General features: G+C 51.7%; 31 protein-coding genes. 27 read left to right on the forward strand and 4 right to left on the reverse strand.

Translation table 11 applies throughout. The annotated features are described in order from the left end of the window. Positions 1–35: 35 nt before the first annotated feature. Entirely contained in the window at positions 36–1,337 is a 1,302-nt protein-coding gene (locus tag Q4T40_03810; GenBank protein MDT8900366.1) for a TolC family protein, read from the forward strand. Between the two features lie 103 nt (positions 1,338–1,440). Here Q4T40_03810 and htpG read toward each other — a convergent pair whose 3' ends face one another. From htpG to Q4T40_03830, 4 genes are all read right to left on the reverse strand, one after another. Continuing rightward, positions 1,441–3,399 (reverse strand): molecular chaperone HtpG, encoded by a 1,959-nt coding sequence (gene htpG, locus Q4T40_03815; protein MDT8900367.1) that lies wholly within the window; start codon positions 3,397–3,399, stop codon positions 1,441–1,443. Between the two features lie 40 nt (positions 3,400–3,439). Further along, entirely contained in the window at positions 3,440–4,513 is a 1,074-nt protein-coding gene (locus Q4T40_03820) for a trypsin-like peptidase domain-containing protein (GenBank protein ID MDT8900368.1), read from the reverse strand. Positions 4,514–4,888: 375 nt separating this feature from the next. Further along, on the reverse strand, positions 4,889–5,419 hold the full coding sequence (locus tag Q4T40_03825) for an ImmA/IrrE family metallo-endopeptidase (protein ID MDT8900369.1): 531 nt from the start codon (positions 5,417–5,419) through the stop codon (positions 4,889–4,891). A gap of 29 nt (positions 5,420–5,448) precedes the next feature. Then, positions 5,449–5,853 (reverse strand): helix-turn-helix transcriptional regulator, encoded by a 405-nt coding sequence (locus Q4T40_03830; GenBank protein ID MDT8900370.1) that lies wholly within the window; start codon positions 5,851–5,853, stop codon positions 5,449–5,451. A gap of 149 nt (positions 5,854–6,002) precedes the next feature. Between Q4T40_03830 and Q4T40_03835 the strand changes: the two genes are divergently transcribed. The 26 genes from Q4T40_03835 to Q4T40_03960 all read left to right on the forward strand — a co-directional run bounded on the left by Q4T40_03835 (position 6,003) and on the right by Q4T40_03960 (position 25,782). Then, complete coding sequence (locus Q4T40_03835) at positions 6,003–6,257, forward strand: helix-turn-helix transcriptional regulator (GenBank protein ID MDT8900371.1); 255 nt, start codon at positions 6,003–6,005, stop codon at positions 6,255–6,257. Between the two features lie 4 nt (positions 6,258–6,261). Continuing rightward, complete coding sequence (locus tag Q4T40_03840) at positions 6,262–6,501, forward strand: helix-turn-helix transcriptional regulator (GenBank protein MDT8900372.1); 240 nt, start codon at positions 6,262–6,264, stop codon at positions 6,499–6,501. Further along, complete coding sequence (locus tag Q4T40_03845; GenBank protein MDT8900373.1) at positions 6,485–6,847, forward strand: hypothetical protein; 363 nt, start codon at positions 6,485–6,487, stop codon at positions 6,845–6,847. Before Q4T40_03840 ends, Q4T40_03845 begins: the two co-directional genes overlap by 17 nt. Further along, positions 6,826–8,160, forward strand: coding sequence for a DEAD/DEAH box helicase (locus tag Q4T40_03850; GenBank protein MDT8900374.1), 1,335 nt, complete (start codon positions 6,826–6,828; stop codon positions 8,158–8,160). Before Q4T40_03845 ends, Q4T40_03850 begins: the two co-directional genes overlap by 22 nt. Beyond that, a complete protein-coding gene (locus Q4T40_03855) occupies positions 8,153–8,557 on the forward strand; it encodes a hypothetical protein (GenBank protein MDT8900375.1) in 405 nt (134 codons plus the stop codon). The genes Q4T40_03850 and Q4T40_03855 overlap by 8 nt, the downstream gene beginning before the upstream one ends. A gap of 19 nt (positions 8,558–8,576) precedes the next feature. After that, positions 8,577–9,293 (forward strand): hypothetical protein, encoded by a 717-nt coding sequence (locus tag Q4T40_03860; protein MDT8900376.1) that lies wholly within the window; start codon positions 8,577–8,579, stop codon positions 9,291–9,293. A gap of 77 nt (positions 9,294–9,370) precedes the next feature. Beyond that, complete coding sequence (locus Q4T40_03865; GenBank protein MDT8900377.1) at positions 9,371–9,706, forward strand: hypothetical protein; 336 nt, start codon at positions 9,371–9,373, stop codon at positions 9,704–9,706. Positions 9,707–9,711: 5 nt separating this feature from the next. Continuing rightward, on the forward strand, positions 9,712–12,240 hold the full coding sequence (locus tag Q4T40_03870; GenBank protein MDT8900378.1) for a DUF927 domain-containing protein: 2,529 nt from the start codon (positions 9,712–9,714) through the stop codon (positions 12,238–12,240). Between the two features lie 296 nt (positions 12,241–12,536). Then, positions 12,537–13,034: a hypothetical protein gene (locus Q4T40_03875; GenBank protein ID MDT8900379.1), complete on the forward strand. Its 498-nt coding sequence runs from the start codon at positions 12,537–12,539 to the stop codon at positions 13,032–13,034. Continuing rightward, the gene (locus Q4T40_03880) at positions 13,013–13,297 is read left to right on the forward strand and encodes a VRR-NUC domain-containing protein (GenBank protein MDT8900380.1); all 285 of its coding nucleotides are present in this window, start codon (positions 13,013–13,015) and stop codon (positions 13,295–13,297) included. The genes Q4T40_03875 and Q4T40_03880 overlap by 22 nt, the downstream gene beginning before the upstream one ends. 130 nt (positions 13,298–13,427) lie before the next feature. Then, positions 13,428–13,676, forward strand: a complete 249-nt coding sequence (locus Q4T40_03885; protein MDT8900381.1) for a DUF3310 domain-containing protein — start codon at positions 13,428–13,430, stop codon at positions 13,674–13,676. 26 nt (positions 13,677–13,702) lie between these two features. Continuing rightward, a complete protein-coding gene (locus Q4T40_03890) occupies positions 13,703–14,335 on the forward strand; it encodes a hypothetical protein (protein MDT8900382.1) in 633 nt (210 codons plus the stop codon). 473 nt (positions 14,336–14,808) lie between these two features. Then, positions 14,809–14,958: a hypothetical protein gene (locus Q4T40_03895; GenBank protein MDT8900383.1), complete on the forward strand. Its 150-nt coding sequence runs from the start codon at positions 14,809–14,811 to the stop codon at positions 14,956–14,958. A gap of 354 nt (positions 14,959–15,312) precedes the next feature. Continuing rightward, entirely contained in the window at positions 15,313–16,584 is a 1,272-nt protein-coding gene (locus tag Q4T40_03900; protein ID MDT8900384.1) for a site-specific DNA-methyltransferase, read from the forward strand. After that, positions 16,581–17,567 carry a DNA cytosine methyltransferase gene (locus tag Q4T40_03905; protein MDT8900385.1) on the forward strand — a complete coding sequence of 329 codons (987 nt, stop codon included), beginning with the start codon at positions 16,581–16,583 and terminating at the stop codon, positions 17,565–17,567. The genes Q4T40_03900 and Q4T40_03905 overlap by 4 nt, the downstream gene beginning before the upstream one ends. A gap of 63 nt (positions 17,568–17,630) precedes the next feature. Beyond that, a complete protein-coding gene (locus Q4T40_03910; protein ID MDT8900386.1) occupies positions 17,631–18,458 on the forward strand; it encodes a hypothetical protein in 828 nt (275 codons plus the stop codon). Next, entirely contained in the window at positions 18,455–18,649 is a 195-nt protein-coding gene (locus Q4T40_03915) for a hypothetical protein (GenBank protein ID MDT8900387.1), read from the forward strand. Before Q4T40_03910 ends, Q4T40_03915 begins: the two co-directional genes overlap by 4 nt. 80 nt (positions 18,650–18,729) lie before the next feature. Then, a complete protein-coding gene (locus Q4T40_03920) occupies positions 18,730–19,083 on the forward strand; it encodes a hypothetical protein (GenBank protein ID MDT8900388.1) in 354 nt (117 codons plus the stop codon). A gap of 12 nt (positions 19,084–19,095) precedes the next feature. Continuing rightward, on the forward strand, positions 19,096–20,769 hold the full coding sequence (locus Q4T40_03925) for a terminase large subunit (GenBank protein ID MDT8900389.1): 1,674 nt from the start codon (positions 19,096–19,098) through the stop codon (positions 20,767–20,769). Between the two features lie 10 nt (positions 20,770–20,779). Continuing rightward, positions 20,780–20,989 carry a hypothetical protein gene (locus Q4T40_03930; protein MDT8900390.1) on the forward strand — a complete coding sequence of 70 codons (210 nt, stop codon included), beginning with the start codon at positions 20,780–20,782 and terminating at the stop codon, positions 20,987–20,989. A gap of 290 nt (positions 20,990–21,279) precedes the next feature. Further along, positions 21,280–22,569: a phage portal protein gene (locus Q4T40_03935; protein MDT8900391.1), complete on the forward strand. Its 1,290-nt coding sequence runs from the start codon at positions 21,280–21,282 to the stop codon at positions 22,567–22,569. Then, positions 22,508–23,557: an HK97 family phage prohead protease gene (locus tag Q4T40_03940; protein ID MDT8900392.1), complete on the forward strand. Its 1,050-nt coding sequence runs from the start codon at positions 22,508–22,510 to the stop codon at positions 23,555–23,557. The genes Q4T40_03935 and Q4T40_03940 overlap by 62 nt, the downstream gene beginning before the upstream one ends. A 134-nt stretch (positions 23,558–23,691) precedes the next feature. Then, a complete protein-coding gene (locus Q4T40_03945) occupies positions 23,692–24,867 on the forward strand; it encodes a phage major capsid protein (GenBank protein ID MDT8900393.1) in 1,176 nt (391 codons plus the stop codon). A 50-nt stretch (positions 24,868–24,917) separates the two neighbouring features. After that, positions 24,918–25,130 (forward strand): hypothetical protein, encoded by a 213-nt coding sequence (locus Q4T40_03950; protein ID MDT8900394.1) that lies wholly within the window; start codon positions 24,918–24,920, stop codon positions 25,128–25,130. Between the two features lie 2 nt (positions 25,131–25,132). Then, the gene (locus Q4T40_03955) at positions 25,133–25,471 is read left to right on the forward strand and encodes a head-tail connector protein (protein ID MDT8900395.1); all 339 of its coding nucleotides are present in this window, start codon (positions 25,133–25,135) and stop codon (positions 25,469–25,471) included. Next, a complete protein-coding gene (locus Q4T40_03960; GenBank protein MDT8900396.1) occupies positions 25,468–25,782 on the forward strand; it encodes a phage head closure protein in 315 nt (104 codons plus the stop codon). Before Q4T40_03955 ends, Q4T40_03960 begins: the two co-directional genes overlap by 4 nt.

The following is a 25,782-nucleotide window of genomic DNA, read 5'->3' on the forward strand; positions in this document are numbered from 1 at the left end:
AAGCCAAAAACAATCAACTACAGGAGGTTGTCCCGTTGAGACTCCTTCCACGGTTGCCCGCCAAAACAATTGTTTTGTTTGTTATATTCCTGCTTGCCCTACAAACTGGTGTGCAGGCAGAAATGGTAGAACTTTCGCTGGACGAATGTGTTGCCCTCGCATTAAAGAATAATCCGGCCGTCAAAATTGCCGAGGCCGATAAGGAGAAAGCTTTCTGGGCCGTCAAAGAAGCCGCGGCCGGTAAAGGGTTTAACTTCACATATATACACAGCGATACACGGGGAAAATACCCGCCTTCGACGCTTAGACCATATTATTATTTTAGTACGACATTTGATAATAACTTCGCGCTTAGCTTGCCGTTATATAGCGGCGGCAGATTGGAAGGATTAATCGAGAAGGCGAAAATCAATGCACAAATTGCTGATCAAGAAGTTAGCAAAACAAGACAGCAGATCAGGCTCAATGCCATCACTGCCTACTATAACGTTTTGCAAGCCCGTAACATGCTGCAAGTTAACCAGGAATCGGTAGACAGCCTGGCAGCCCATCTCAAAAATGTTGAACTCCAGTACGACGTCGGTACAGTGGCTAAATCCGATGTGCTGCGATCCCAGGTGGAACTGGCCAATGCCCAACAAAATCTCATCAAAGCTCAGAACACCTATGATCTGTCACTGGCAAATCTCAATAATGTCATTGGATTGCCGCTGGATAGCCAGGTTAAAGTCAAGGAGGCGCTGACTCACGAACCATATACGCTGTCTTTAGATCAAAGCGTGGAATATGCGCTGGCAAACCGCCCGGAATTTTTTCAAGCTAAAGCCACAATCGACAGCGCCCGTCAGGGCGTGAGGGTCGCCAAGAGCGGATTTTTGCCATCCCTTACACTGAGCGGCTCTATGGATTGGAACGACCACGATTTTCCCGGTGCGAAAAATAATAACTGGTCGGTAGTTTTGGCCGTTTCATTGAATGTTTTTGACAGTGGGCTTACCAGGGCAAAGATAAACGAAGCGCAGATGGATGTTGATAAGGCAAGAGAGCAGGCAAGACAGACCAAGGATGCTATCGCTCTTGAAGTGCGCCAGGCATATCTCAACATGAAAGAAGCGGAAAAGCGTATCGACACCAGCGGGGTAGCAGTAACCAAGGCGGAAGAAGACTTCAAAATTGCCCAGATTCGTTACAGTGCCGGAGTCGGAACCAATCTTGACGTTATTGATGCACAGGTGGCGCTAACACAGGCTAAGACCAATTATATCCAGTCACTTTATGATTACAATACAAGCAGAGCAAATTTAAACAAGGCGATGGGGACCAGTATGAGAAAATAGAATGGACGGTTGTTGCTGCATCATTAGGCAGGAATTTACAACAAATACAAAAAGGGCAAGGGGCCTGGTACTTATTCCAGGCCCCTTGCCCTTTTGCCTATTGCTATTTTTCGCCAGCCGCTGCCATCAGGGCGGCAACCTTGTTCGCGAAACCGACGGGATCTTCCGGGGCAAGCCCTTCCATTAATAGAGCCTGGCCGTACAGCAGTTCGCAGTAATCTTTGAAGGCTTCGGAAGCGGGATTTTTTTCGTGCAGTCCTTTTAGCACTGCGAAAACTTCATGATGAGGGTTCAGCTCCAGAATCCGCCGGGCCTTGAACGGGGCTTTGTCCATCTCGGCTAAGATTTGTTCCATGGAAAGGCTGATGCCGGTTTCGCCGCTGACCAGGCAAACGGGGCTGGACTTCAGGCGGTTCGAGATCTTGACCTCGGCGATCCTGCCGGATAGCTTCTCCTTGACGGCGTTCAGCAGCGACTCGTTTTCCTTAGCCAGTTTTTCGGTCTCCTGCTTGGTTTCCGGAACGTCGATGCCGTCCAGTTTCAGGTCGCCGCGACTAATGGACTGGAACTTCTTGTCTTTATATTCGCGCAAGGCGTCGATGGCGAACTCGTCGACCCGGTCGAGGAGGTAAAGAACCTCGATTCCCTTTTCCCGCAGGAGCTCCATCTGCGGCAGGCGCTCCGCGGCTAAGCGGTCCTTGCCGGTAGCATAATAGATAACCGTCTGACCTTCCCGCATCCGGGAAACGTAATCCGCCAAGGTTGTTAAAGCATCCTCGGAATTGGAGGAGGGAAAGAGCAGGAGGTCCTGCAGCTTGTCGCGGCTCTGGAAATCGGAATAGACGCCGCTCTTGATGGCCTTGCCGTATTCTTTCCAGAAGGTTTCGTACTTGGACCGCTCTTTGGACAACAGGTTTTCCAGCGTTTTCAGCACGCTTTTTTCCAGGTTCTTGCCGACCTTTTGCAACTGACTGCTGTGCTGCAGCAGTTCCCGGGAGATGTTGAGGGAAAAATCGGGCGAGTCGACAAGGCCACGGACGAAACGCAGGTAATCCGGCAAAAGGTCTTTGTAGTTGTCCATGACGAAAACGTTCCGCGAATAGAGCCGGATGCCGGAAGTGGCTTCCCGCTGATAGAAATCGAAGGGGGCGTGGGCGGGGATGAAAAGCACCGTGGTGTATTCCACCGCACCCTCGACCTTGGAGTGGATGATCTCCAGGGGGTCTTCCCAGTCATGGAAGAGGTTTTTGTACAGCTGGTGATACTCTTCCTTGGTGATTTCGTTTTTGTTTTTCGTCCACAGGGGCGCCATGGAGTTTAAGGTCCGGACCTCAACGGTCTGGGTGGCGGGGGCGTCTTCAATGATTTTGCCGTCGGCGTCGCGCGGCTTTTCTTCCTTGACGAAGTTCATTTTGACGGGATAACGGATGTAGTCGGAATACTTCTTAACCAGACTTTGCAGCGTGTAGCGGTTCAGGAAGTTTTCCGCTGGGTGATCGGCGGCGCAGTGTTCATCGTGCAGGGTCAGGATTATCGTTGTGCCCCGCGCATCCTTTTCGCACTCTTCAATGGTGTAGGTGCCGTCGCCGGCCGATTCCCAGCGCACGCCTTTGGCCTGACCGGGAGCGCGGGTAATCAGGGTCACCTTTTTCGCCACCATGAAGGCGGAGTAAAAGCCGACGCCGAACTGGCCGATAAGGTCGCTGGCGGAGCCGCTCTCTTTCATTTTCTCCAGAAAGGCTTTGGTGCCCGACTTGGCGATGGTGCCGATGTTTTCAACGACTTCGTCATACGTCATGCCCATGCCATTGTCCGAGATGGTCAGGGTTTTCGTACCTTCGTCGGGGAGAAGGAAGATTTCGAAGTCGGCATTGCCTTCGAGCAGATCCTGGTTGGTCAGGGAGGCAAACCGTATCTTGTCGATGGCGTCGGAAGCGTTGGAAATAAGCTCCCGCAAAAATATCTCCCGGTTGGTGTAGATGGAATGAATCATCAAATCCAGCAGTTGTTTGGTCTCCGTTTGGAATTCGCGCGTTTCCTTGACGGGGGGTGATTGGGTCATGGGAAACCTCCTTTTTATTGAATCAATTCCTAAGCAGCCGTCAGTTCGGCATCTCCGCGACCACCGCGCTGATAGTGCGTTTTTGACCGTCGCGGATAATTACTAAATTTACTCGGTTGCCAACGGAAACGATATCAAGCGCTGCCCGCAAGTCGGCAACGCTGTTGACCTCCGTGCCGTTGACCTGAATGATTACGTCTCCCTCGTGAATATTAGCCTGATCGGCCGGCCCGCCTTTTTCAACGCGGGCCACATAGACTCCCTGGTCTACGTCCAGGTTATAGCCATACAAAGCGGCCGATTTACTGTCAAGTACGCCGACGCCGAGATAAGCCCTGACTACCTTGCCCTTGTCTATAAGTGATTGCAGAATCGGTCGTGCGGCATTAATGGGGATGGCGAAACCCATACCTTCAACACCGGTAGCGGCAATCTTGACGCTGTTAATGCCAATAACCTGTCCATCGGCGTTGACGAGCGCTCCGCCGGAGTTGCCGGGATTGATGGCGGCATCGGTCTGAATCAGTTTGAACTTGCGGTCGCCGACTTCAATTGTCCGGTTTAAGGCGCTTACGACGCCGGCCGTAACGGTGCCGCGAAATTCGAGGCCCAGCGGATTGCCGATGGCAATCGCAGGTTCACCGACCAATAACGAATCGGAATCGCCGAATGTAACTGTCGGCAGGCCGGAAGCTTCCACTTTGACAACCGCCAAATCGGTCGCCGCGTCCGCCCCAAGCACTTTTCCGCTCATTGTCCGGCCGTCTGGAAGCGACACGACAATTTCCTGCGCCCCCTCGACAACGTGGTTGTTTGTCGCTATATACCCGTTGGAATCAAAAATTATTCCAGAACCTACCCCTTTTTCGATAAGTACTTTCTGATTAAAAAAATCCCGCACATAGGCCTTGTTGGTAATACCGACAACAGCCGGGCCGACGTTTTTGACAGCTTGCACGACAAACGTATTGCGGGCGGTTGAAGGAACATTATCTTGGATTGGTGGTGGTGACAGATTAGCTACTGATGCCGCATTCCCATTGTTAACCATCGCCGTTGCGAAAGCCGCAAGTGTGATAAGAATGACTGGCAAGAAAAACTTTTGTTTCACCATTTTTCCTCCTTTACTCAGTAATAGGAATCTAAAAAAAAACCTGGAGATAATTCCAGATCGTAAAATGGTCAGTTTATATACTGTTTTTGGAAACATCAATTATCTGGTGCGACTCAAGGTTCGATTCAGAAAGCGTAAATCTATATCAAACTTCCGGAAGTGTTGTTTTAGCACTCGGGCTCCTGGAGTGCTAATAATTTTATATTATTCATCTTCGGCGATTTAATCAACCGTGGAAAAAAGCGATTATAAAATAATTTTTGACGGCTTGGACGATGACGGTGAAATTTCTTGATTATACACAATAAGATGCGCTTTTTCTTTGGTATTGTTACGATCTTGATCTTGAGCTGCCTGTACGGTGAATAGCCGGCTTTATTCGCATAGGGAGTATGTGTTTTTACTTTCTCCCAAATAGTCAGAAGCAGGTACAAATGGAATGTTGAGGTTGTACCCCTGCCTGTTCAAGATAATGCCCTTGATAATTACAAGCTCTTCATGAACTTTCAGTTCGGCGGCAATCTGGGCATAGGTATACTGCTTACTCGCGCAATCTAAAAAGGCGCTGCTGTCAATAAGCAGCTGGGCGGCGAAATAATTTGCCTCAAGCTCGTAAACATCTATTGTATTATATATATCGTAATCACTCATCAAGCCGGCTTTGGCTTGGCTACGGTGCAACTGATCGTGGCCTAACTCATGGGAACAAACTATTTTTTGCTCGGTTTCGTCCGAGCGGGAACTGATGGCGATAAACCTGTTTCTGCAAATATATTTGTAAAACCCCTTAAGATGTTCAAAATCGCCATATCTTACTAAAACATTAAGATTATCGGCGATTTCAAAAGGGTTTCGTGTTTTAAACCGGCGGACTAGACCATCGGCGTGCCTGATTATGTTATCCATAATGCAATTGCCCAAAAGCTCAACACTTATCAGTGTTTCAACTTTCTGCGCCCGTACTTCTTATTACTTTTCTTGGCTTCAAAGTACATTTCGGTAACTGTCCGGAAAAAATCGTCCTTGTCCGCCTCGGGAAGTTCGCCACCGGCAAATAATGCTTTTACATCGCTTAATATTTCCTGAGCCTGGCGCTTTCCAGAATAACCATACTGCTCGTCGGCCTTTTGGATGAAACGGCCATCCGTTCCGACCAGATAATCAACGGATACGTTAAAAACTTCGGAGATTTTGCGGAGCGTCTCCTGTTTTCTGGGAAACCGGGTATTGGCTTCATAATAGCCGATAACCCGGTCCGAAACGCCAATTAAACTACCCAGTTCAACCTGAGTCATATTAGCCGTCTCACGAAGATTTTTCAGCCTATCTCCGAACAGCACATTCGCACACCTCCTTAGAATGGCTGATTTGAGTATAACAAATTGTTCGATAATGGTCAACAAAATTCGAACAAAAAGTTCGATTGACGGGATATGTCATGTTCGCTAGAATAATTTATAGAACAAAACATTCGGAGGTGAAAGCAAATATGCGCGTGAAAAATGCCAAATTTAAAGAACTTAGAAAAAAAGCCGGGTACAATCAAGCTGAATTAGGGAGGGAGCTTGGCATAACCAAAGATTACGTCAACGCTATTGAGAACGGAAGGCAGTCGCCGGGATTTGCCTTGGCCAAACGTATCGCCGATTTTTTCAGTGTTACGGTGGACGAACTCTTTTTTTGCCAATTTACCGAACAAAACGTTCGACAAGAGATGGACGATTTTTGCGCGAATGGGAGGTGAGGTCATGCTGCGTCTGAGGTCAGAAGCTGTAATCGCGCTGACGAATCATCGCGGTTGGTCGCAAAATGAACTGGCCCGCCGAATGGGAGTATCCAAAAGCGCGCTCAGCCGTGCCTTGAGCGGCAAGTCTGGCGCGGGAAGAAAAATAATCGGCGGTCTTTTGCGCATCTTTCCCGGTGAGCCGCTAGAAAGCTTTGTCGCCAAGGAGAAGAAGCCGGGAGATAATTATGCGGGCAGTTATTGAAAGCGGGCTAATCTACATATTTGATGCCTATCTCTACCGCGAAGCCATCAAAGAAATTCCCGGCCATCACTGGGACCAGAACAAAAAGGCGTGGCTGGTGCCGGAAAGCACTGAAAACATTGCGCTGCTAAAAATTATCGGCTGCCAATTCATGAACGAGTCCGACGTACAAGTTAATAGTCGCGAGTACCCAGATATTGATGGCTGGATTCCGGCTGAGCCGATTGAGTCCATGCCAATCCGGATAAAACCATATCGGCATCAGGTACAAGCCTATAACTTTGTCGGGCAAATTTTAGGCCTGTTTAAACGAGGTAACGATATATGTCCGGCGCGGGGCTTTTAATGGAAATGGGTACCGGCAAGACGCTTACCGCTATCGGTATAGCTGGCAGGGGCTATCTCAACGGACTGATCAACCGGGTACTTATTGTCGCGCCCAAATCGGTGGTGGCCGTTTGGCAGGAAGAGTTTACTAAATTTGCCGCTTTTGATTATGTGCTGGCGGTCCTGGAAGGCGACGGCAAAAAGAAAGCCGGCGTCTTGCAGCAGCTCAAAGGAACCGGTCTTCAGGTTGCCGTTGTCAATTATGAAAGCTCTTGGCGGCTGGAGCCGGAGTTGGCAAAATGGCAGCCGGATTTCATTATCTGTGATGAATCCTCCCGCATAAAAAATCCTCAGGCGAAACAGTCCAAGGCACTGCACCGGCTGGCCAAGACGGCAAAATATCGGCTGATATTGACCGGCACGCCGATTCCCAATAACCCGCTGGACTTTTTCAGCCAGTATAAATTCATTGATGAACAAATCTTCGGGCCGAGCTACTATGCTTTCCGTGCCAGGTATGCGGTCATGGGCGGCTATGGCAACCACCAGATAAAAGGCTATAAAAATCTTGCCGAACTGGTGCGAAAAGCGCACTCGATAGCGTTTCGGGTCACTAAGGCTGAGGCGCTCGAGCTTCCTGAAACCGTGGACGAAATCCGCTATATTACGCTGGAAAACCGGGCCGCAAAGGTCTACACCGAGCTTGAGAGAGATTCCTATACCGAACTTGCCAAAGGCGAAGTGACGACGCGAAATATCTTGACCAGGCTTTTACGGCTGCAGCAGGTTACCGGCGGCTTTATCCGCGACGATGCGGGCTGTGCGGTGGAACAGGTGTCCGACAGTAAACTGCTGACGCTTGAAGATGTTATTGATGATATATTGGATGCCGGTAAAAAAGTAGTCGTTTTTGCAAGGTTTATTCCCGAGATCGACGCTATCTGCCGGAAGCTAGAAAGGAAAGGCTTGCAGGGGGCTGTCATTACCGGTGCGGTTAAAAACCGCGCCGAACAAGTGCGGCGGTTTCAGGAGGAGGCCGATTGCCGGGTGTTCATCGCCCAGATACAGACGGCAGGGCTGGGGATAACTCTTACCGCGGCGGATACGGCAGTATTTTATTCCCTTGATTTTAATTACGCCAATTATTCGCAGGCGCGCGCCCGAATCCATCGCATCGGCCAGCGCAATAACTGCCTGTATATCCACCTGGTGGCCAAAAACACAATTGACGAACAAATTCTTCGCGCTTTGCAGCGTAAGGAGGATATTGCCAAAACGCTGGTTGACAATTGGAAAACACTGTTTGCGAAAGAGGATGTTGAGGTTGGATAACAACGAGATTTTCGAGTTGGCCGATCGCCTGAAGGTTTTCAAAGATAAGAAAAGTAGCCTGGAAGCTGAGATCAAAGCTGTCAATAAAGAAATTGAACAAGTCGAAGTCCGAATGATTGAACTCATGACTGAGGATGAGCTGCAGTCCTTCAAAAGGGCCGGCAACCTGTTCTATCTTATGGTCAGCGAATATCCGTCTGCCGTCCCGGAACGTAAAGACGAATTGTACCGCGCGCTGAAAGCAAAAGGCTATGACTATCTGTTTACCATCAATGCGCGGACATTGGCTGCCAGCATAAAAGAAATGACCGAGCAAAACGAGGGCATATTGCCCGCGTGGCTGGAAGGCTTGATTCAGGTTTACGAAAAAACATCGATCGGCATACGCAGAGCTTAGAAAACTGGAGGAAGGGAACATGAAAAATCAGGAACAGGGAAATAAAGAACTGGTTAAGGCTGGCAAAGGATACATGGCAGCATTGAATGCGGAGATCCATGAACTGATGAAGGAAGAGCTTGAAGGCCTAAATGTCCGGTTCGACAGAGTAAAAATTCCCGCCGGGGGCGGGTTGCTATTCGAAATGCCCGGCGAAGACCCGGAACAGCCTGACAGCGTCAAGGAAATTACCGGCGTAATACTGTACCATCATGCCGTAAACAGCTATTACCGCGAACGGTACGCGGGCGGTAACTGTCCGCCCGACTGCGGCAGTATTGACGGCAAGATCGGCCAGGGCAGCCCCGGCGGCGACTGCCACGTCTGTCCGCTCAACCAGTTTGGCAGCGGCGAAAACGGCAGCAAGGCCTGCCGAAACAAGCGGCGCATATACCTTCTCAGGGAAGGCGAGGTCTTTCCGCTGCTCCTCACGCTGCCGACCGGTTCGGTAAAGGTTTTCACCGATTACATCGCCAAACGCATCGTTGGCCGAGGCAGGCATTCGTATGACGTGGTTACCCGCATCACGCTAAAAAAGGCGACTAATTCCACCGGCATTGTTTTCAGCCAGGCTGTTTTTGCTGTTGACCGCGAGCTTGACGCGCCGGAGCACGAGGGAATGAAGCTGCTGGCCGGCAGGCTCAAGGAGGCTAGTCAACGGGTAGCGGTGGAATTTGACGCCGATGACCCGATGTAAGGGGTTGAGAAACCGAAAGGGGCCGGTAAAACGCCGGCCCCGCCATTTAGATTTTTTTAATAGTTGGAGATGGAAGCATGCAGGATAAAAAACTCATTTATATCGCATCGCCTTTGAAGGGAGACATAGAAAGAAACATCCGCCGAGCCATCGGATACTGCCGCTATGTATATGCGCAGGGCGGCATTCCCCTAGCCCCGCACGTCATCTTCACACAGTTTCTGGAGGACGGCATTCCCGCCGACCGCGAAGCCGGCAGGGCCATGGGCTTGACGCTTCTAGCGAAATGCCAGGAACTGTGGGCATTTGGCGAACCCTTGAGTGAAGGCATGAAGGCAGAAATAGCGGCAGCCGAGGCCAAAGGCATCAAAGTAAGGCGGTTTAACGACAGGTGTGAGCCATTGGAGATGTGATCGCCGTGCGGCCAGACATCGATCGTCTCATAGATTGGGAGAGTTTTTATCAAAAGTTTATTCCCAGCCTTAAGACCAAAGGGCAGGAGCTCATCGGCCTTTGCCCGTTCCATAACGACCGCAGTCCGTCGCTATATATCAACAGGAAGACCGGCCAGTACGACTGCAAAGCCTGCTCGGCCACCGGCAACGCCTGGACCTTCCTCGAAGAACACGCGGGGCTGAGTAAGGACGAGGCCAAGGCCTATTTATTGAATGCGGCGGGCGCTTCGGCCGGGAAGAAACGGAAAATAACGCAGTTAACCCTTGAAGAATACGCCGCCGCAAAAAAACTGCCGATGGAGGAACTCAAAAAGCACGGCCTTGTAAACGAAAAGAACAAGCTTGTTATTCCCTACAAAGACGAGACAGGGCTGGAGGTTGCCAAACGGTTCCGCCACTCGATGCGGGGCAGCGTGAAATTCTCCTGGGTCAAAGGCGCCAGTGTGCTGCCGTACGGGCTGTGGCGGTTGAGCGTCGCCAGGGAAAAGGGCTACATCGTATTGGTCGAAGGCGAGAGCGACTGCCACACGCTCTGGCATTACGACATTCCGGCGCTGGGAGCTCCGGGCGCCGATACCTTTGCGGCCAAACACGCGGCGTTGCTTGGCGGTCTTACCGTCTATGTCTTTAAGGAACCCGATGCCGGCGGCGAGACTTTTGTGAAAAAAGTATGCAGCTCGCTGCTTGCCGTCGCCTTTTCCGGGAAGGCCTACTGTATGCAGCTTCCAGGGGTTAAGGACCCGAGCGAACTGCACATCAGAGATGAGAGCGGTTTTTTGGATAAATGGAACACCGCACTAAAAATGGCCACCCTGCTTGATTTAGAGGCGCTCGGCGCGGTGGCCGGTGAAGTGATTCCCGGCCAGCCGTTTATTCCGCGCAAACCGGACAACTGGTATTATTCCGCCGACGGTGTTTTTGGCTACGATTCCGAGGGCAGTGAAAAAAAGATCTGCCCCGTGCCGGTCATCCTTACAAAGCTGCTGCTTGACGTTGACAACGAAACGGAAAAGGTTGAACTGGCGTTTCGGCGCAGCGGCGGCTGGCGAAAGGTCATCACCGAGCGCAGCACACTGTTTCAGAGAACTAAAATTACTGGTCTGGCGGATACCGGGCTGCCGGTCTCCAGCGAGAACGCCAAGGATTTGGTCCGCTACCTGTTCGACATGGAAGCGGCCAACATGGGATTTCTGCCGATGGCACAATCGGTGTCGAGGCTTGGCTGGATCGGCAAGGATAAGTTTTTGCCGGGAGTCGGCGAAGGTATCGTGCTGGATATCGACTCGAAAAGGAGTATGGCCAAACTGGCAAATGGTTTTAGTGAAAATGGGAACTTTGAAGACTGGAAAACCGCCATTGCCCGGCATATACGAAGAAACCCGATAGCAAGGCTGATGCTGGCGGGGAGCTTTGCCTCGCCGCTCTTGTCGCTCATAGGGCACAGGAACTTTATCCTCCATGTGTGGGGCGCCAGCCGGGGCGGAAAGACTGCGGCGCTGAAAGCGGCCTTGTCGGCCTGGGGTCATCCCGACAGCATCATGGTTTCGTTTAATACCACCATGGTGGGACTGGAGAGAACCTGCGAATTCATGTCCGCCTTGCCTGTCGGCGTGGACGAAAGACAGCTCGCCGGCGACCGGCAGGAGTATCTCGACAAGCTGACCTACGCAGTCGCCTGCGGCCAGGGCAAGGTAAGGGGCGCCAAGTCCGGCGGCATACAGAACCGGGGCAACTGGAACCTCATCGTCTTAACAACAGGCGAAGAATCCCTGTCAGGCGATACGTCGCATGCCGGGGTCAAAACCAGGGCTTTGGAGCTATACGGCGTGCCGATACCGGACGAACGCTGCGCCAGGGAAGTCCACACGCTGGTCAGTGAGCACTATGGCTTCGCCGGGCCGGAGTTTATCCGGCGGTTCATTGCCTTGCTTAAAATAAAGCCGCAGGTTTTGGAGCAGGACTTTAAACACGTGCTTGGCGTGTTGGAAAAGTCCTACCCGCAGATTATCCACAGCCACCTGTCGTATTTTGCCGTGTGCGCCGTGGCCGATTTCTACGCCAGCCAGTGGTTATGGGGCTGCAGCGAGGAGCAGGCGAAGCTGGAAATGACCGAAATGATCATGGCTGGCATCAAAAGCGCGTCGACATCGCAGGAGGAAGCAGATTACGCGCAAAAAGCCCTTGACTTTACTCTGGGCTGGATTGCTTCAAACTCCGAGTATTTCAAGGATAATGGTTCGACGACGCAGCAATACGGTTTTTTCAAGCCTTCGGGGGAATGCTGCATCGTGCCGGAAGTGTTTAAGGACGCGCTCCGGAAAGCCGGCTTAAGCGTTAGCCTGGTGCTCAAGGAATTCGCGGAGCGGGGATGGATTGAGACGGAAACGGCCGGCAGCGGCAAGGCGACTTATTCCGTTCGCTGCTATTGGAAAAATAGCCGTGTACGGATGATCGTTTTTACAAATTGTCGGGAGTTTGAAGATGCATTTTGAGGTGAAAGTTGTCCCGTTGTCCCAAATGGGACAACTTCAAAAATAGCTCAAAGCCGCGTGATATATGGATTTGGCCAACCAGGACAACTTGGACAACCAAAAATCAGCAATGTTATATATGCATCAATATAAATCCCTGGGTTTCTAAATCTTGGCGCCTATATAAAGTATATATTTAAAATAGTTGTCCTAGTTGTCCCATAAGGGTTCTAAGCCGCGGATTTATTGGATTTTTACCGGGACAACTTATGGGACAACTTTGGGACAACGGGACAACTTTTTTGAGAAGGAATGATATGCAAATGGGTTTAGCCTCACAGGGCAAATTGTTTAATGCAGGAGAATCGGCCGAACCCCGAAGAGAGCAAAGCTCGCGGCAAAATAAGCCGCTGGATACTCCGCTGACCGTGCTGCAGCGTGTCGAACAGCAGGCCCTGAAGCAGCTGAAAATGGAAACTCCCGAACTGGCAAAGCTCGCGTCGAAGGTCATTATTGATCCCGGCGCGGACATTTCGCCGGAAGACAGCGAACTGTGGCTGTGGCTCCTAACGGCCGCAGAGAAGAGGGATACTGAACTGCACGCCAGGCTGTTCTATATCCGGGGCGCCGGCGCAAAGCTTGAAAGACACGCGACATACGGCTATTCGATCAAGCCGATCATCGACCCGGAAGGCAAGAAGGGCTGGACAAGCCTGGACGAATACCAGCGGGAGCGACAGTGCCTTGTGGCGTACCGGATGAAGCTTATCGAACTGCTGCAAGAGCTTTGGGCATGGCGGAAAAGAGAATCGTAAAAGGCATTCTGGATTACCTAAAGACGCTGGATGACTGCTTTGCCTGGAAAGAGCACGGCGGCATGTACGGCACCGCCGGGATTCCCGATATTATCTGCTGCTATAAGGGGCGCTTCATCGCCATCGAGGTGAAGCAGCCCGGCGGAAAGCTGACAAAACTTCAGGAGATTACGCTCCGGGATGTTAAGCGGGCCGGCGGCGTGGCGATGGTCGTCTATTCAGTGGCTGAGGTGAAAGCGGGATTTGAGAAAATGGGTGAATGATGGCATCGGGGAAGGGGACAAATCATGAACATGCTGCCGATTAATGCCGAATGGAAACGCCGACTGAGGTGGGAGGAGAAACGGAGAAAACGGCAAAAATCGGCCAAAGCCGTAGTCAAGAGGGATTCGCGTGAAAAGTGATGGCATGGCAGTGAATCAAAAACATTACCAATTCGCGCCAGTGGAACCAATAGAGATTCTGCAGATGTATCTGGACCCGAAGGAATTCCAAGGGTTTTTACTCGGCAATGTCTTAAAGTATCTGCTCCGGCTTGGCCGCAAGGATGAGGCCGGGAAAGAAGTTGACAAAGCCTTTCAGTATCTTTTGTGGCTCCGGCAGGCAGTTAACGGTGAAAACATAAATCCGAGAGAGAAATGAAGCAGTTGGGGGAGGGGACTATGAGTATGGACGATATCGGAGCCAGAAGGCTCATTGCCAGTATTCTGAAAAAAGCGTGTGATGATTATGCGAATAATAGAGGCTGCCCCGACTGGTGTCCGTTTAAAGAAACTTGTGAAAAAAACGTGACCGATGCGGTACATTGTGATGCCAGGAGGTTTATCCATTCTGCGTGGTGCGCGACGCTTTGCGACGGGCTGAATATTGACCATGAAGAGTATGTGGCGGTGTGCATTAAAAAGCAAAGGCTGAGTAAGAACACTTTCAAGTATATCGAGCAAGAAATTCGCCAGTATAAAAGCAACCTCAAGGAACTTAACCGCCTGAAGGACGATATTATCCTGGCAACTCCTGAAAAGCAAGAAGGAAGGAGCAATTCCATCGGCAATACCACGGCCAGCAAAGCGGTGAAACTGAGCATGGACAAGAAAATCATCGAGCTTGAAAAAACGAAGAAAGCGATTGAGACCACATATCATCGCTTATGCCAGGAAAAGAAAGCCGTAATGGAAGAGTACTGGCAAGGCAGATACACGACTGCCGGGTTAGCTTGCCGGGTCGGGGTCAATGAACGCACGATTCGGAGATGGAGGCAGTATATCGTTTATTCTGTGGCGGTAGAGTTGAATTATTTGTAAAATGTCCGCCAATGTCCGTTTTGAGGGGTTTTTATAATTTACAATATTATCGTGGGACAGTAACACAACCGCCAACGCCGAAGGTAGACTTAGAACTTATCGTGAAAGCCGCTCTCAATTCGGGGCGGCTTTCAACTCGAGAGGGATATTATGCCTGTTGTAGTATGTAGCAGGAAAGATTGTCTTAACAATGGTATACAGGTTTGCACGGCAAATCGGATTGAATGGTATAGCGGCCGCTGCAGCGGCTACATCACCAGCCGGGAGGCGATGAAAGCCAACGTGACTCCGGTCGAGCGGAAAAACGGAACTATAACGCAGAAGCACGGCAGGTTGGTGCGATAGCGAGGTAGGCTCGGATTTCTTGGATTTTCCATTGGTTTGGTAATTTATTGCGGTTATATTTGAAGTAGTGATGTTTATATGGTACTTTGTAAGCTCGATAACGAGCAGTCGCACGAGGGGGACTTGAAGTGGAAACTAAAGAAGATTCCATAGCCGCGGTGATAAAAGAGATGTACGGCATAGCCGGCGAGCTGACTATATCAAGGGATAAGGAAACCAAGGTGCTGGGGATGCAGCTCAGGAAACTGATCGAACAGCTGGAACAAAAAATCGGATAACGAGATGATCCTGATGAACTCCTGGATAACCGGGAGTTTTCTTTTTGAGATCAAGAATCTGGTTGAGTAGTGGTAACAAGAATCGCAGCACTTTAAAAAGTTAGCCGGCAGGGGTAAACCTGCGGTTAACCTTCCGGAAAAATAATCACAGGTTGTTCAATACATTATTACCTCTTATCCACAGGAAAAACCAAGTGATTATAGATTGATAACAAGTTTATCCACAATATCCACAGGGCATTTCGCGAGGCCCCCCGGGGTCGTTAGTGGCAAGTGCCAAGATCTGGACCGGAGGCGGGCCACAAATTTTGCGCGTCATATTATTCACGGGTTTTTTGGAAAGGGGAAAGGCGAATGAAAATTAAAAACATGAAGATTACCGACTTAAAGCCGGCAAAATATAACCCGCGCAAGGATTTAAAACCTGGCGATGTGGAATACGAACAGCTCAAAAAGTCCATCCTCGCCTTCGGTTATGTGGACCCCATCATTGTCAACTGCAGGAATAACGTGGTGATTGGCGGCCACCAGCGACTCAAGGTATTGGCTGAACTCGGAAACACGACAGTGGATGTCAGCGTTGTCGATCTGGACGAAAAAAACGAGAAAGCATTGAATGTGGCGCTCAACAAAATAAGCGGCGAGTGGGACATGCCGCTTCTCCAGGATATTTTGTTTGAACTGAACACCGACGGCTTTGAGCTGGATTCGATTGGCTTTAGTCTGGACGAATTAGCACAGTTTCACTTGGAAGAAGATGAAAGCGAAAGCGAAGCGTCGGAAGATGATTTTGACGTTGCCAAAGCTGTTGAGAATAGTAAAGAGCCGGTCAGCAAGCCCGGCGATCTATGGCTGCTCGGCCGGCATCGCCTTCTCTGCGGCGACGCCACCAGGGCGGAAGACGTCCGGCGCCTCATGGACGGCAAGCGGGCTTCCATGATTTGGACCGATCCGCCTTGGAACGTGGATTATGGCGCGAGCAAACACCCCTCCTGGAAACCGAGGCAAATATTGAACGACAGTATGACGCCAGAAAAGTTTCACGACTTTTTGCTGGCGTCTTTTCGTAATATGCGGGCCGTCAGCGAAGCTGGGTGTATGACTTATGTCGCAATGAGCGCCCAGGAATGGGGAAATCTCATGTCGGTTATGCACGAAGCCGGTTATCACTGGTCGTCAACAATAATTTGGGTAAAAGACTCGCTGGTGCTTTCCCGCAAGGACTATCATACTCAATATGAACCGATTTGGTACGGCTGGGTGGAAGGAACACGGCTTTGCCCATTGGAGGACAGAAAGCAAAGCGATGTGTGGGAAATTACCCGGCCGAAACGAAGCGACGAGCATCCGACCATGAAGCCGATATCCTTGGTAGCTCGGGCTATTCAGAACAGCAGCCGGGCCGGGGATATCGTGATTGACTTCTTTGGCGGTTCCGGTTCCACGCTAATCGCCGCCGAACAGACCGGGCGCGTCTGTTACACCTCGGAACTCGACCCGAAATACTGTGATGTGATTGTCGCCCGATATATAGCCCAGGCCGGCGACGACAGAGGCGTGTTTTTACTGCGGGACGGGGTAAAGAAGAGCCATGCGGATGTTGCTGAGGAGAACTCAGCGGCATGATGACGGTCCTCGATCTTTGTTCCGGCATCGGCGGCTTCCGGCTGGGGCTTGAACTCGCCGGTCATAAATGCGTCGGTTACTGTGATAACGACAAGGCCGCCGTGCGGTCCTACCGGGCGATGTACAACACTGAAGGGGAGTGGTACGGCGATGACGTTACAAAACTCAAACCGGGAGACATCCCCCGTGCGGATATCTGGTGCTTTGGCTTCCCCTGCCAGGACGTCAGTTGTGCAAATGCGAACCGAAGAGGCCTCGCCGGTGAACGAAGTGGAATCTATTATTCGATTATTAACCTCGTCAAAGGCAAAGACGAAGAGGATAAGCCCACATACCTTCTCATTGAAAACGTTAAAAATTTGCTGCACATTCATGACGGCCGGGACTTTGCCGAAGTTCTCGCTGAACTGGACGAGGCGGGGTATGATGCAATCTGGCAGGTTCTTAATTCTAAAGACTTTGGAGTCCCCCAAAGCAGAGAACGTGTGTTCATTATCGCAAATCTTAGAAGCCGAGGTCGACGAGAAATACTACCTGTCGCCGGAGAGAACGGCAATGCTCTTAAGCAAATTGTCGCCGGAATGCAAGGATACCGGGTCTATGACCCAAGCGGGGTAAGCGCTACTGTGACGAATGCCGGCGGCGGCCTTGACAAAGGGGCGGGACTGTATTTGGTCAGGCCGGTTATAGGCATTAACCGGCCTGGAAAACGCCAAAACGGGAGACTGTTTAAAAATCCGGACGAACCGATGTTCACTCTTACCGGGCAGGATACCCACGGTGTGGCGATAGCGAATCCGGATTTCAGAATAAGGCGGCTTACGCCCAAAGAATGCTGGCGGCTGCAGGGCTTCCCGGATGAATTGTTCGAAAAGGCGCGGACCGTAAATCCGGAATCGCAGCTTCGCAAGCAGGCTGGAAACGCGGTGACGGTGAACGTCGCCTATGCAATCGCAAAAACTCTTCCTGAAGCACACAATTGACTTGCTTTCTGCGTGCGTGTCGATCTAACATGTCACTGACAAACGCACAAGGAGGGATTTTACATGAAAAAACACAGTTTTAAGTTTCAAATGCAGGTTGCCGGACGGGAAAGAAAAGAGGTTGCCGGAATTATCGCCGGCCACTTTGGTGCCCAAGCTGCCTACAAGGGCGCGCCGGGGTTCGAGTATCTGATAGCAGAACCAACGGGTCGTGAATGGCTTGTCGACAAAGCCGGAATGATTATTACTCAAGGCGCGGAAGAAGATCATGTGACGGAAATGTTTGCAGTGCTCAAAGCACTCGAAGAGAACGGCGTGACGGTTGTAGGCCAGGCGGCGGTTAACATACCCACGGAGGGCCACAGCGGCGTGACACTCCGTAACCTCGTCAATATCCTGGCAAGCAAGGAGCGACTAATCGCCAAAGCGATGGGTACTCCCGGCATGGTCTTTATCACGCGGGAAATGGTCGAGGCGGTTAATACGGTGCGGTTGAAAACCGTCGAGGATTTTCTTGAAGCGGCAGGAAGTGAAGCCTTGCCGGGCTTTGTGATTACCAAGGACACCATCGCCTTACGCTGTTTCGCCGCCACGCTGAATCCGGAGGCTATTCAGGCATATATCCAGTTTGTCTTTGCGGTGAATAAAATGGCAATGGCCCAGAAACATTCCTCGCCACACGAGATGGAGCCGGATAATGAAAAGTACCATTTTCGCGTCTGGCTGCTGAGGCTGGGCTTTATTGGCGACGAATACCGCGTTGCCAGGAAACTGTTTTTGGACAGGTTATCCGGCAATGGGTCCTTCAAAACGGTTGAACAAGCCGAGGAAGCAGTCAAAAAGCGTAAGCTGCGGCGGACGAAGAGCTCCATAGGGGAGGTGGCGGGATGAAGTACGCCAAGGGAACGATTTTTGGGGCTAACGACGAGACATACATGCTGGTCGGCAAAATGTATTGCGGTCTCGGGGTTGACGGGTATGTACTGGCCCCTCAAGACGCTAAAAACACCGAGGTTCTGGTTTACACAGCAGAAGAGATCGAAGAAGGAATTGAAGCAGGCTGGTTAACGATAAAATGCTAAGTAATACAAAGCAACACTAGGAAGCCGAACGGCTTCCTAGTGTTGCTTTGTATTGCCGGGAAAAAAGGCGGCGTGAAGAAATGCAACAAAAAAGATTAAATTTAAACGAGCAGGCGGCTGAGATTCTGCGTATTGCCGAGAAACGCGGCGTCGAGCAGAATTTCTTTTTCATAACCACGTTTAAGCGTTATCAGGTGCAGCTTAAGATTCTGAACGAACTGGAAAAAACGATCAACGAGGATGGCGTGCTGGTGACTAAGGAGTATGTGAAAGGCCGTGAAAACGTCTATAGTCACCCGGCCATCGCCGACTATAACAAAACGGTTGACAGCTCGAACCGGACGGTGGCCACGCTGGTTAAAATCATCACCACGCTCCGGCATGGCGATAAAGAGGAAGAGGACGAACTGCTCGCGTTCTTGCGTAAACATTAAAGGTGGTCGCCTATGACCTACTTGGAGGAATATGCAAGAAAGGTTTTGTCAGGTGAAATCGTCGCCTGCCACCGAATCAAACAGGTCTATAGGCTGCTGCTGGACAAGCTGCTCCAGCCGGAAAAATACGATCCCTGGGTTTTTAATGAAAAGCTGACCGAGAAGCCGATCGACTTTATCGAAACCTTTTGCAAGCAGGCCCAGGGGAAGATGGGAACGCCGATCAAGCTGGAACTGTTCCAGAAGGCAAAGCTTCAGGCCATCTTCGGCTTTGTCCATAAAGAAACCCGGTTCCGTCAATATAACGAATGCCTGACGATTGAGGGACGGAAAAACGGTAAATCATCGGAATGCGCGGCCGTCAACCTATACCTATTGATGGCCGACGGCGAAGGCGCTCCGGAAATCTACAACATCGCCACCATGCTGGACCAGGCCAAGATCGGTTTTGAATACTCCTATAAAATGGTAAAACAGTCGCCCATGCTGCGGAAGCATATCCGCAAGCGCATCAGCGACCTTTATTTTCCCCACAACATGGGGATCATCAAGCCCCTGGCCAGCAACTCGAACAGCCTGGACGGCCTGAACGCCCACGGCGTCACGATCGACGAACTGTCGGCCATCAAGAACCGCGACATTTACGACCTTATGAAGCAGTCCATGTCGGCCCGCCAGCAGCCGCTGCTTTTTTGCATAACGACCAACGGCTTTGTCCGGGACGGCATTTTTGATGCCCAGTATGACTACGCCTGCAATGTCCTTGACGGGAAGGTTGAGGATGACCGGTTTCTGCCGTTCATCTACGAGCTTGACAGCAAGGATGAATGGGATAAAGAGGAATGCTGGATCAAGGCCAATCCGGGACTGGGCACCATCAAGTCCATTCAGTTTCTTCGCGAGTGTGTTGCCAAGGCGAAAAATGATCCTGCATTCAAGCCCACGGTCATGGTTAAGGACTTCAACATGAAGGAGAACTCCTCCTCGGCATGGCTGACCTGGGATGAGATCGACAGCCAGGAAGAGTTCGATTTTCGCGGCATGGGATTCCGTTACGGTGTTGGCGGATTCGACGCTTCCGAGACGACCGACCTGACGGCGGCCAAGGTTTTGTGCATGCGGCCCGGCGACAACAAGATCTATGTGAAATCAATGTACTGGATTCCGGAAGAAGTCCTCCGCCAAATGGATGCGGACGGAAACCGGCGCGAACGCGACAACGTCCCCTACCTGCTCTGGGAAAAGCAGGGCCTGCTCCGGACGACGCCGGGCAATAAAATCGACAAGCATTGTATTCTGGAATGGTTTATGGAACTGCGGGACAAGGATGACGTCTACGTTCCGTGGATTGGCTACGACCCGTGGCACATTGAGGATGCGCTCCTGAATGAATTCATAGCCGAGTTCGGGCGGGAAAGCATGATCAAAATCCGGCAGGGCGTGCAGACCTTGTCCTATCCGATGAAGTCGCTTAAGGGCGACCTGGCGGCTAAAAAGATAGTGTTTAATAAAAATCCCATCGATATGTGGAATCTTTCGAACCTGGAAATCAGGACCGACATAAACGGAAACATCCAGCCGGTGAAAGGCAAGGACAACCGCAAAAGAATCGACGGCGCCATGGCACTTATCGATGCCTATATTGTGCTGCACGACAAGATGGACGAATACAGCAATCTGATTTGAGGTGATGTTTATGTGTGATGAACTGATCAACCGTTGGGCCAGGCACATCTCTTTTTCGTATGGCCGGATCTCGGCATATGTCGCGCGCACCGGGGCCGGTACTCCGGAAGAGGTGCTGGTCTATAACATTATAGAAGCTGCCGCAGTGAATATTGACCCGGATATCCTGGGGGCTGCGCAACCGGTCCTGGAGGACTTCTGTGGCACAGGAGTTCTCTAGGGCTTTTTATCGGTCGGCAGCCTGGCTGAAATGTCGCGCGGCCTACATCGCGTCGGTGTTTTATTGCTGCGAGCTTTGTAAAGAGGCGGTTGGAACAAGCGGAATTTTACACCATAAGATTAGCCTCTGCCCTGAAAATATAAACGACCCCAATATCACGCTTAACTGGGATCATCTTGAGTATTTATGCGTTCGGTGTCACAACCAAACCCACTCCGACAACCTTCCCGTCCGGAACGACGTCAAATTCGACGGCCAGGGGAATTTAGTGAGGCGGTGATGAATCGGGAATGCAATTGAGGAATATGTTCAACGCTGTTTTTGGGAAAAAGCAGCCGCCCACGAATGTGACCCAATACAGATTCTTGAATGACTTTTCGCCGCTCTTTTCGTCCGTCAACGGCAATTTTTACGATAATGATGTTGTCCGGACCTGTATTGACGCCATTGCCAGAAACGCGGCGAAGCTGAAGCCTAAACACATCAGGCGCGTGAGCGGCCAGGTCCTGCAGGTATCGGACGATCTGCAATGGCTTCTGGAGATCCGGCCTAACCCCTATATGTCGTCTTACGACTTCATTTACAAAGTGGTTAGCCAGCTCTACACCAACAACAACTCGTTCGTCTACATTCAAACGGATGCAATAGGTAAAATAACCGGCCTATACCCGCTGTCGTATTCCTCGATTGAGTTCGTGGAGTATGAAGGGGAGTTATTCTGCCGGTTTTATTTTTTGACGGGCTTTAGGATGACGGTGCCATATACTGATCTGATCCATCTCAGGCGCCATTTCAACTCTGATGACATCTTCGGGGAGAGCAACCAAAGACCTTTCAAGCCGACCCTTTCGCTGATCCAGACGGTCAACGAGGGGATCATCAACGCGATAAAATCCAGCGCCCGGCTGAGAGGATTTTTGAAGTTTACGCAAACGCTCCGGCCGGAAGATTTGAAGGCCCAGCGGGACAAGTTCGTCGCCGACTACCTGTCGATCAACAATGACGGCGGCATCGGCGCCATAGACGCCAAGGCCGACTTTACGCCGGTCGAAATGAACGGCAAAATGGTGGACGACAAGCAGATGGCCGTGATTCGCGACAATGCCTACAGGTATTTCGGGGTAAACGAGAACATCATCAAGGCCGATTATACCGAAGACCAATGGAACGCCTTTTATGAGAGCGTCCTGGAGCCGATCGCCGTCCAGCTTTCGCTGGAATTTACGGAGAAGTGCTTCACCGACCGGGAGAAGGGGTTCGGCAACGAGATCATTTTTGAGGCCAACCGGCTCCAGTACGCCAGCAACACCACTAAAATCAATCTATTGCAGTACCTGATGCCGATGGGCATCTTTTCTATCAACGATGCTCTCGAAATGTTCAGCATGCCGCCGGTGGAAGACGGCGACCGAAGGATTTTTTCTTTGAACTACGTCAACGCCAGGCTGGCCGACACCTACCAAACGGGAGCGCCGGCACCTGCAGCAAACCAGGATAAAGACACAGGAGGCGATACGAATGGGGGAAAAACGCAAGAAGGAGATGCGCCTGGCGGAGATGCGGGCGATTCCGCAGACTGAGGAACAGCAGGACATGATTGTCGACGGTTATGCGATCGTCTTTGAGCAGCCGACGATCCTGTGGACCGACCCGGATACCGGCAAGGAATATAAAGAGATTATTTCACGCGGGGCGCTGGACGGGGTGGACTTGTCGGATGTTCCGTTCAAGTACAACCACAGCGATTCCCTGATGATTATGGCCCGGTCCCGGAATAAAACGCTGACGCTGACACCTGATGATTACGGTCTCCGGGTAAGCGCCATCCTGGCGCCGACCACGGCCGGCAAAGACCTATATACATTAATCCAACGGGGCGACATCAACAAGATGTCGTTTGCTTTTTATGTGGCGGACGACGAATACGACCGGAACACTTCCACCCGGCGGATCAATAAGTTTGCCGCCATCGGCGACGTTTCGGCAGTGGACGCGCCGGCGTACGAACAGACAACACTCTCGGCCCGGTCGTATTGCGAGGGTCGGAAAGCCGCGGACGAACTGCTGGAAAAGGAACAACAGGCGGCTGAAAAAAAGAAGCTGCTATTCCAGAAGTATTTCGAGAGCCACCGCGCCATTCCGTATGTGAAAACCGGGACCGTGGATGAACCATGGGATGGGGCGAAAATGCGGGCGAACCTCAAAGCCGGCCCGGACGTGAAAGCTGATTATTACCGGCAGGCATTCGCCTGGGTAGACCAGGATGCGAATCCGGACGCCAAGGGTTCCTATAAATTCATTCACCATGATGTTTCGGACGGCGGCGCCATCGGTCCGGCCAACATCAAAGGCTGTCAGACCGGCATCGCGGTCCTGAACGGCAGTATGGGCGGTTCGAAAATCCCCGACGAGGACCGTCAGGGAGTCTATGAACACCTGGCCGCACACCTTCGGGACGCCAAGGTCGAACCTGACGAACTCAGGAGTACGGGCAATTGCAATAACGAAGACGAGGACATGAACATGGACCTTCGCCGGAAATTGTTGATTATAAAAACCTATTTGTAAAACTGCGGCCGGATGGCTGCTTTTTTAATGCCTTAAACCGCGAAGCTGGATAGCCTAGCGGGCGCGCTGGACAGGGCGTGGCGGATTCGATCCGATTCGATAACAAAATCGCAACTTGGAGGTAAGCACTCAATATGGACAAGAGAATGAAAGAGATTCTCGCCCGTAAAACTGAAATCCGCAATCTGCTTCAAACCGGCGACGAGTGCGACCTGGATGCCATCCAGGCCGAACTGGAGGCCCTGGAGCAAGAGGAACGCGGCATTCAAAAGCGGCTGGACATCGCCAGCAAACTGAATACCGGCGATGTTCGCGGCAGAATTATCCTGCCTCCGGGCGCCAAAGTCGCCCCGGAAGAAGAACAGCAGCGCTCCGGCTTTGACACTACTTCCATGGAGTATAGAACCGCCTTTATGAACTATGTTCTGCGCGGCACTCCGCTTCCGCAGGAGTTCCGGGCCGACGCCACCACCATGACCACTGGTGCTCCGATTCCGGAGAATGTCCTCAATACAGTTGTGGACAAAATGCTGGCCAGCGGCATGATTCTGCCGATCATCACCCAAACCAACTACCGGGGCGGCGTGGCCATTCCGAATTCCAACGTCAAGCCGGTAGCTACCTGGGTGTCCGAAGGTCAGGGCAGCAGCAAGCAGGCCAAGACCACCGGCTCCATCATTTTCGGTTACTATAAACTGCGCTGTGCCGTTGCCGTCAGCCTGGAAGTTGATACCATGGCCGTGCCCGCGTTCGAGGCCATTCTGATCAACAATGTTTCCCAGGCCATGGTCATTGCGCTGGAGCAGGCGATCATTTCCGGCTCCGGCAGCGGCCAACCTACCGGGATTATTTCGGCCGGCACACCGGTCAACGCCGGCCAGGTAATTACCGGCACCCCTTCGCGGAAGTCCTTTATCGCCGCCGAAGGCGCTTTGGATATCGCCTACGAGGCAACCGCGAAATGGTGCATGACTAAGCAGACCTGGAACGCCATGCTGGGTGAAACCGATACCGCCGGTCAGCCGATCGCCCGCGTGAACGAAGGTATTCCCGGCAAAACTCCCCGTACTCTGCTCGGTCGCGAGGTTGTGCTGTGCAACTACCTTCCGGCCTTCTCCACCAGCCTGACCGCCGGCACCGTGTGGGCGTTTTTGTTTGATTTCAGCGACTATGTGCTGAACACCAACTACAATATCAACGTCCAGCGCTATCAGGAGATCTGGGTTGGCGACGACTGGGTTACCAGGGCGGTTATGATCGCCGACGGCAAAGTCGTCGACCCCAATTCCCTGGTCACTCTGGTTAAGTAATGACGGGGCGGCATAGTCCGCCTCTACTTTTTCAAGGCGGTGAAACACAGATGAGAAAAATTGACCGTGTGGCAGCGGTCTTTGCCGAGCTGAACCACAAAATCATCACCGATATTCTTGCGCGGGGTTATTCACCGACCGATGCGGAAACTCTGGCCACGGTCCGGGAGAATCTCAAAGTCTTGAAGGACTTCGATATTGAGTCCGATCCGGCGCTGGAAGTTCCCGCCGAGGCCCAGGCAAAAGCCAAGGCTGGTGACTAATCATGGCCACGGCTCTCTTGCTTGACGACGTCAAGCTCTACATTCGGGTCGACAGCAATGACGAGGACGCGCTCATCCAGGACCTTATGGAAGGCGCCATCGGGTATTTGCAGCGCATGACCGGCAAGGTCTACGACCCGACCGACGGCGTTTGGAAGATGGCGATCAAGTACCTCTGCGCGCATTGGTATGAAAATCGGGACGACACGGTTGTCGGCCGTGACGCCAAAGTGGACCACACCATTGATGCGCTCATAAGCCACATTTCACTTTGCACGGATTATGCGGACCTTCCCGCCGGTGACCCGGACAATCCGCCAGTTTCGCCGGTGTCGCCATGATTATCGGCCGGATGAAATGGCGGATTACCCTGCTTCAGCCTGTTAAAACTCCGGACGGAATGGGCGGCTCGAAAACGACTTACCAACCTGTCGGTAAGGTGTGGGCGGAGTTCCGGAATCCAAACGTCAAAGAGATTCCAGCCGTCGGTACGGTCGTCGGCGATTTGGTCAGGCTGATGTCCATCCGGCGTCGGACGGACATCAAACGCGGCTGGCGTGTCCAGAATGACGGACGAACCTACGACGTGCTGCACACCTATGACATCGATCGGGAAACCACAGTGATTGTTTGCCGGGAGGTTGTGTACTGA

The sequence above is a fragment of the Selenomonadales bacterium 4137-cl genome (assembly GCA_032334055.1).
GTDB lineage: Bacteria > Bacillota > Negativicutes > Sporomusales > UBA7701 > Anaeroselena > Anaeroselena agilis.

Excerpts from the sequence above, each read along its gene's own strand:
- htpG (MDT8900367.1), bottom strand. The coding sequence starts at position 3,399 with ATGACCCAATCACCCCCCGTCAAGGAAACGCGCGAATTCCAAACGGAG.
- Q4T40_03820 (MDT8900368.1), bottom strand. The coding sequence starts at position 4,513 with ATGGTGAAACAAAAGTTTTTCTTGCCAGTCATTCTTATCACACTTGCG.
- Q4T40_03825 (MDT8900369.1), bottom strand. The coding sequence starts at position 5,419 with ATGGATAACATAATCAGGCACGCCGATGGTCTAGTCCGCCGGTTTAAA.
- Q4T40_03835 (MDT8900371.1), top strand. The coding sequence starts at position 6,003 with ATGCGCGTGAAAAATGCCAAATTTAAAGAACTTAGAAAAAAAGCCGGG.
- Q4T40_03840 (MDT8900372.1), top strand. The coding sequence starts at position 6,262 with ATGCTGCGTCTGAGGTCAGAAGCTGTAATCGCGCTGACGAATCATCGC.
- Q4T40_03845 (MDT8900373.1), top strand. The coding sequence starts at position 6,485 with ATGCGGGCAGTTATTGAAAGCGGGCTAATCTACATATTTGATGCCTAT.
- Q4T40_03850 (MDT8900374.1), top strand. The coding sequence starts at position 6,826 with ATGTCCGGCGCGGGGCTTTTAATGGAAATGGGTACCGGCAAGACGCTT.
- Q4T40_03860 (MDT8900376.1), top strand. The coding sequence starts at position 8,577 with ATGAAAAATCAGGAACAGGGAAATAAAGAACTGGTTAAGGCTGGCAAA.
- Q4T40_03865 (MDT8900377.1), top strand. The coding sequence starts at position 9,371 with ATGCAGGATAAAAAACTCATTTATATCGCATCGCCTTTGAAGGGAGAC.
- Q4T40_03875 (MDT8900379.1), top strand. The coding sequence starts at position 12,537 with ATGCAAATGGGTTTAGCCTCACAGGGCAAATTGTTTAATGCAGGAGAA.
- Q4T40_03880 (MDT8900380.1), top strand. The coding sequence starts at position 13,013 with ATGGCGGAAAAGAGAATCGTAAAAGGCATTCTGGATTACCTAAAGACG.
- Q4T40_03890 (MDT8900382.1), top strand. The coding sequence starts at position 13,703 with ATGGACGATATCGGAGCCAGAAGGCTCATTGCCAGTATTCTGAAAAAA.
- Q4T40_03900 (MDT8900384.1), top strand. The coding sequence starts at position 15,313 with ATGAAAATTAAAAACATGAAGATTACCGACTTAAAGCCGGCAAAATAT.
- Q4T40_03905 (MDT8900385.1), top strand. The coding sequence starts at position 16,581 with ATGATGACGGTCCTCGATCTTTGTTCCGGCATCGGCGGCTTCCGGCTG.
- Q4T40_03910 (MDT8900386.1), top strand. The coding sequence starts at position 17,631 with ATGAAAAAACACAGTTTTAAGTTTCAAATGCAGGTTGCCGGACGGGAA.
- Q4T40_03915 (MDT8900387.1), top strand. The coding sequence starts at position 18,455 with ATGAAGTACGCCAAGGGAACGATTTTTGGGGCTAACGACGAGACATAC.
- Q4T40_03920 (MDT8900388.1), top strand. The coding sequence starts at position 18,730 with ATGCAACAAAAAAGATTAAATTTAAACGAGCAGGCGGCTGAGATTCTG.
- Q4T40_03925 (MDT8900389.1), top strand. The coding sequence starts at position 19,096 with ATGACCTACTTGGAGGAATATGCAAGAAAGGTTTTGTCAGGTGAAATC.
- Q4T40_03930 (MDT8900390.1), top strand. The coding sequence starts at position 20,780 with ATGTGTGATGAACTGATCAACCGTTGGGCCAGGCACATCTCTTTTTCG.
- Q4T40_03935 (MDT8900391.1), top strand. The coding sequence starts at position 21,280 with ATGCAATTGAGGAATATGTTCAACGCTGTTTTTGGGAAAAAGCAGCCG.
- Q4T40_03940 (MDT8900392.1), top strand. The coding sequence starts at position 22,508 with ATGGGGGAAAAACGCAAGAAGGAGATGCGCCTGGCGGAGATGCGGGCG.
- Q4T40_03945 (MDT8900393.1), top strand. The coding sequence starts at position 23,692 with ATGGACAAGAGAATGAAAGAGATTCTCGCCCGTAAAACTGAAATCCGC.
- Q4T40_03950 (MDT8900394.1), top strand. The coding sequence starts at position 24,918 with ATGAGAAAAATTGACCGTGTGGCAGCGGTCTTTGCCGAGCTGAACCAC.
- Q4T40_03955 (MDT8900395.1), top strand. The coding sequence starts at position 25,133 with ATGGCCACGGCTCTCTTGCTTGACGACGTCAAGCTCTACATTCGGGTC.
- Q4T40_03960 (MDT8900396.1), top strand. The coding sequence starts at position 25,468 with ATGATTATCGGCCGGATGAAATGGCGGATTACCCTGCTTCAGCCTGTT.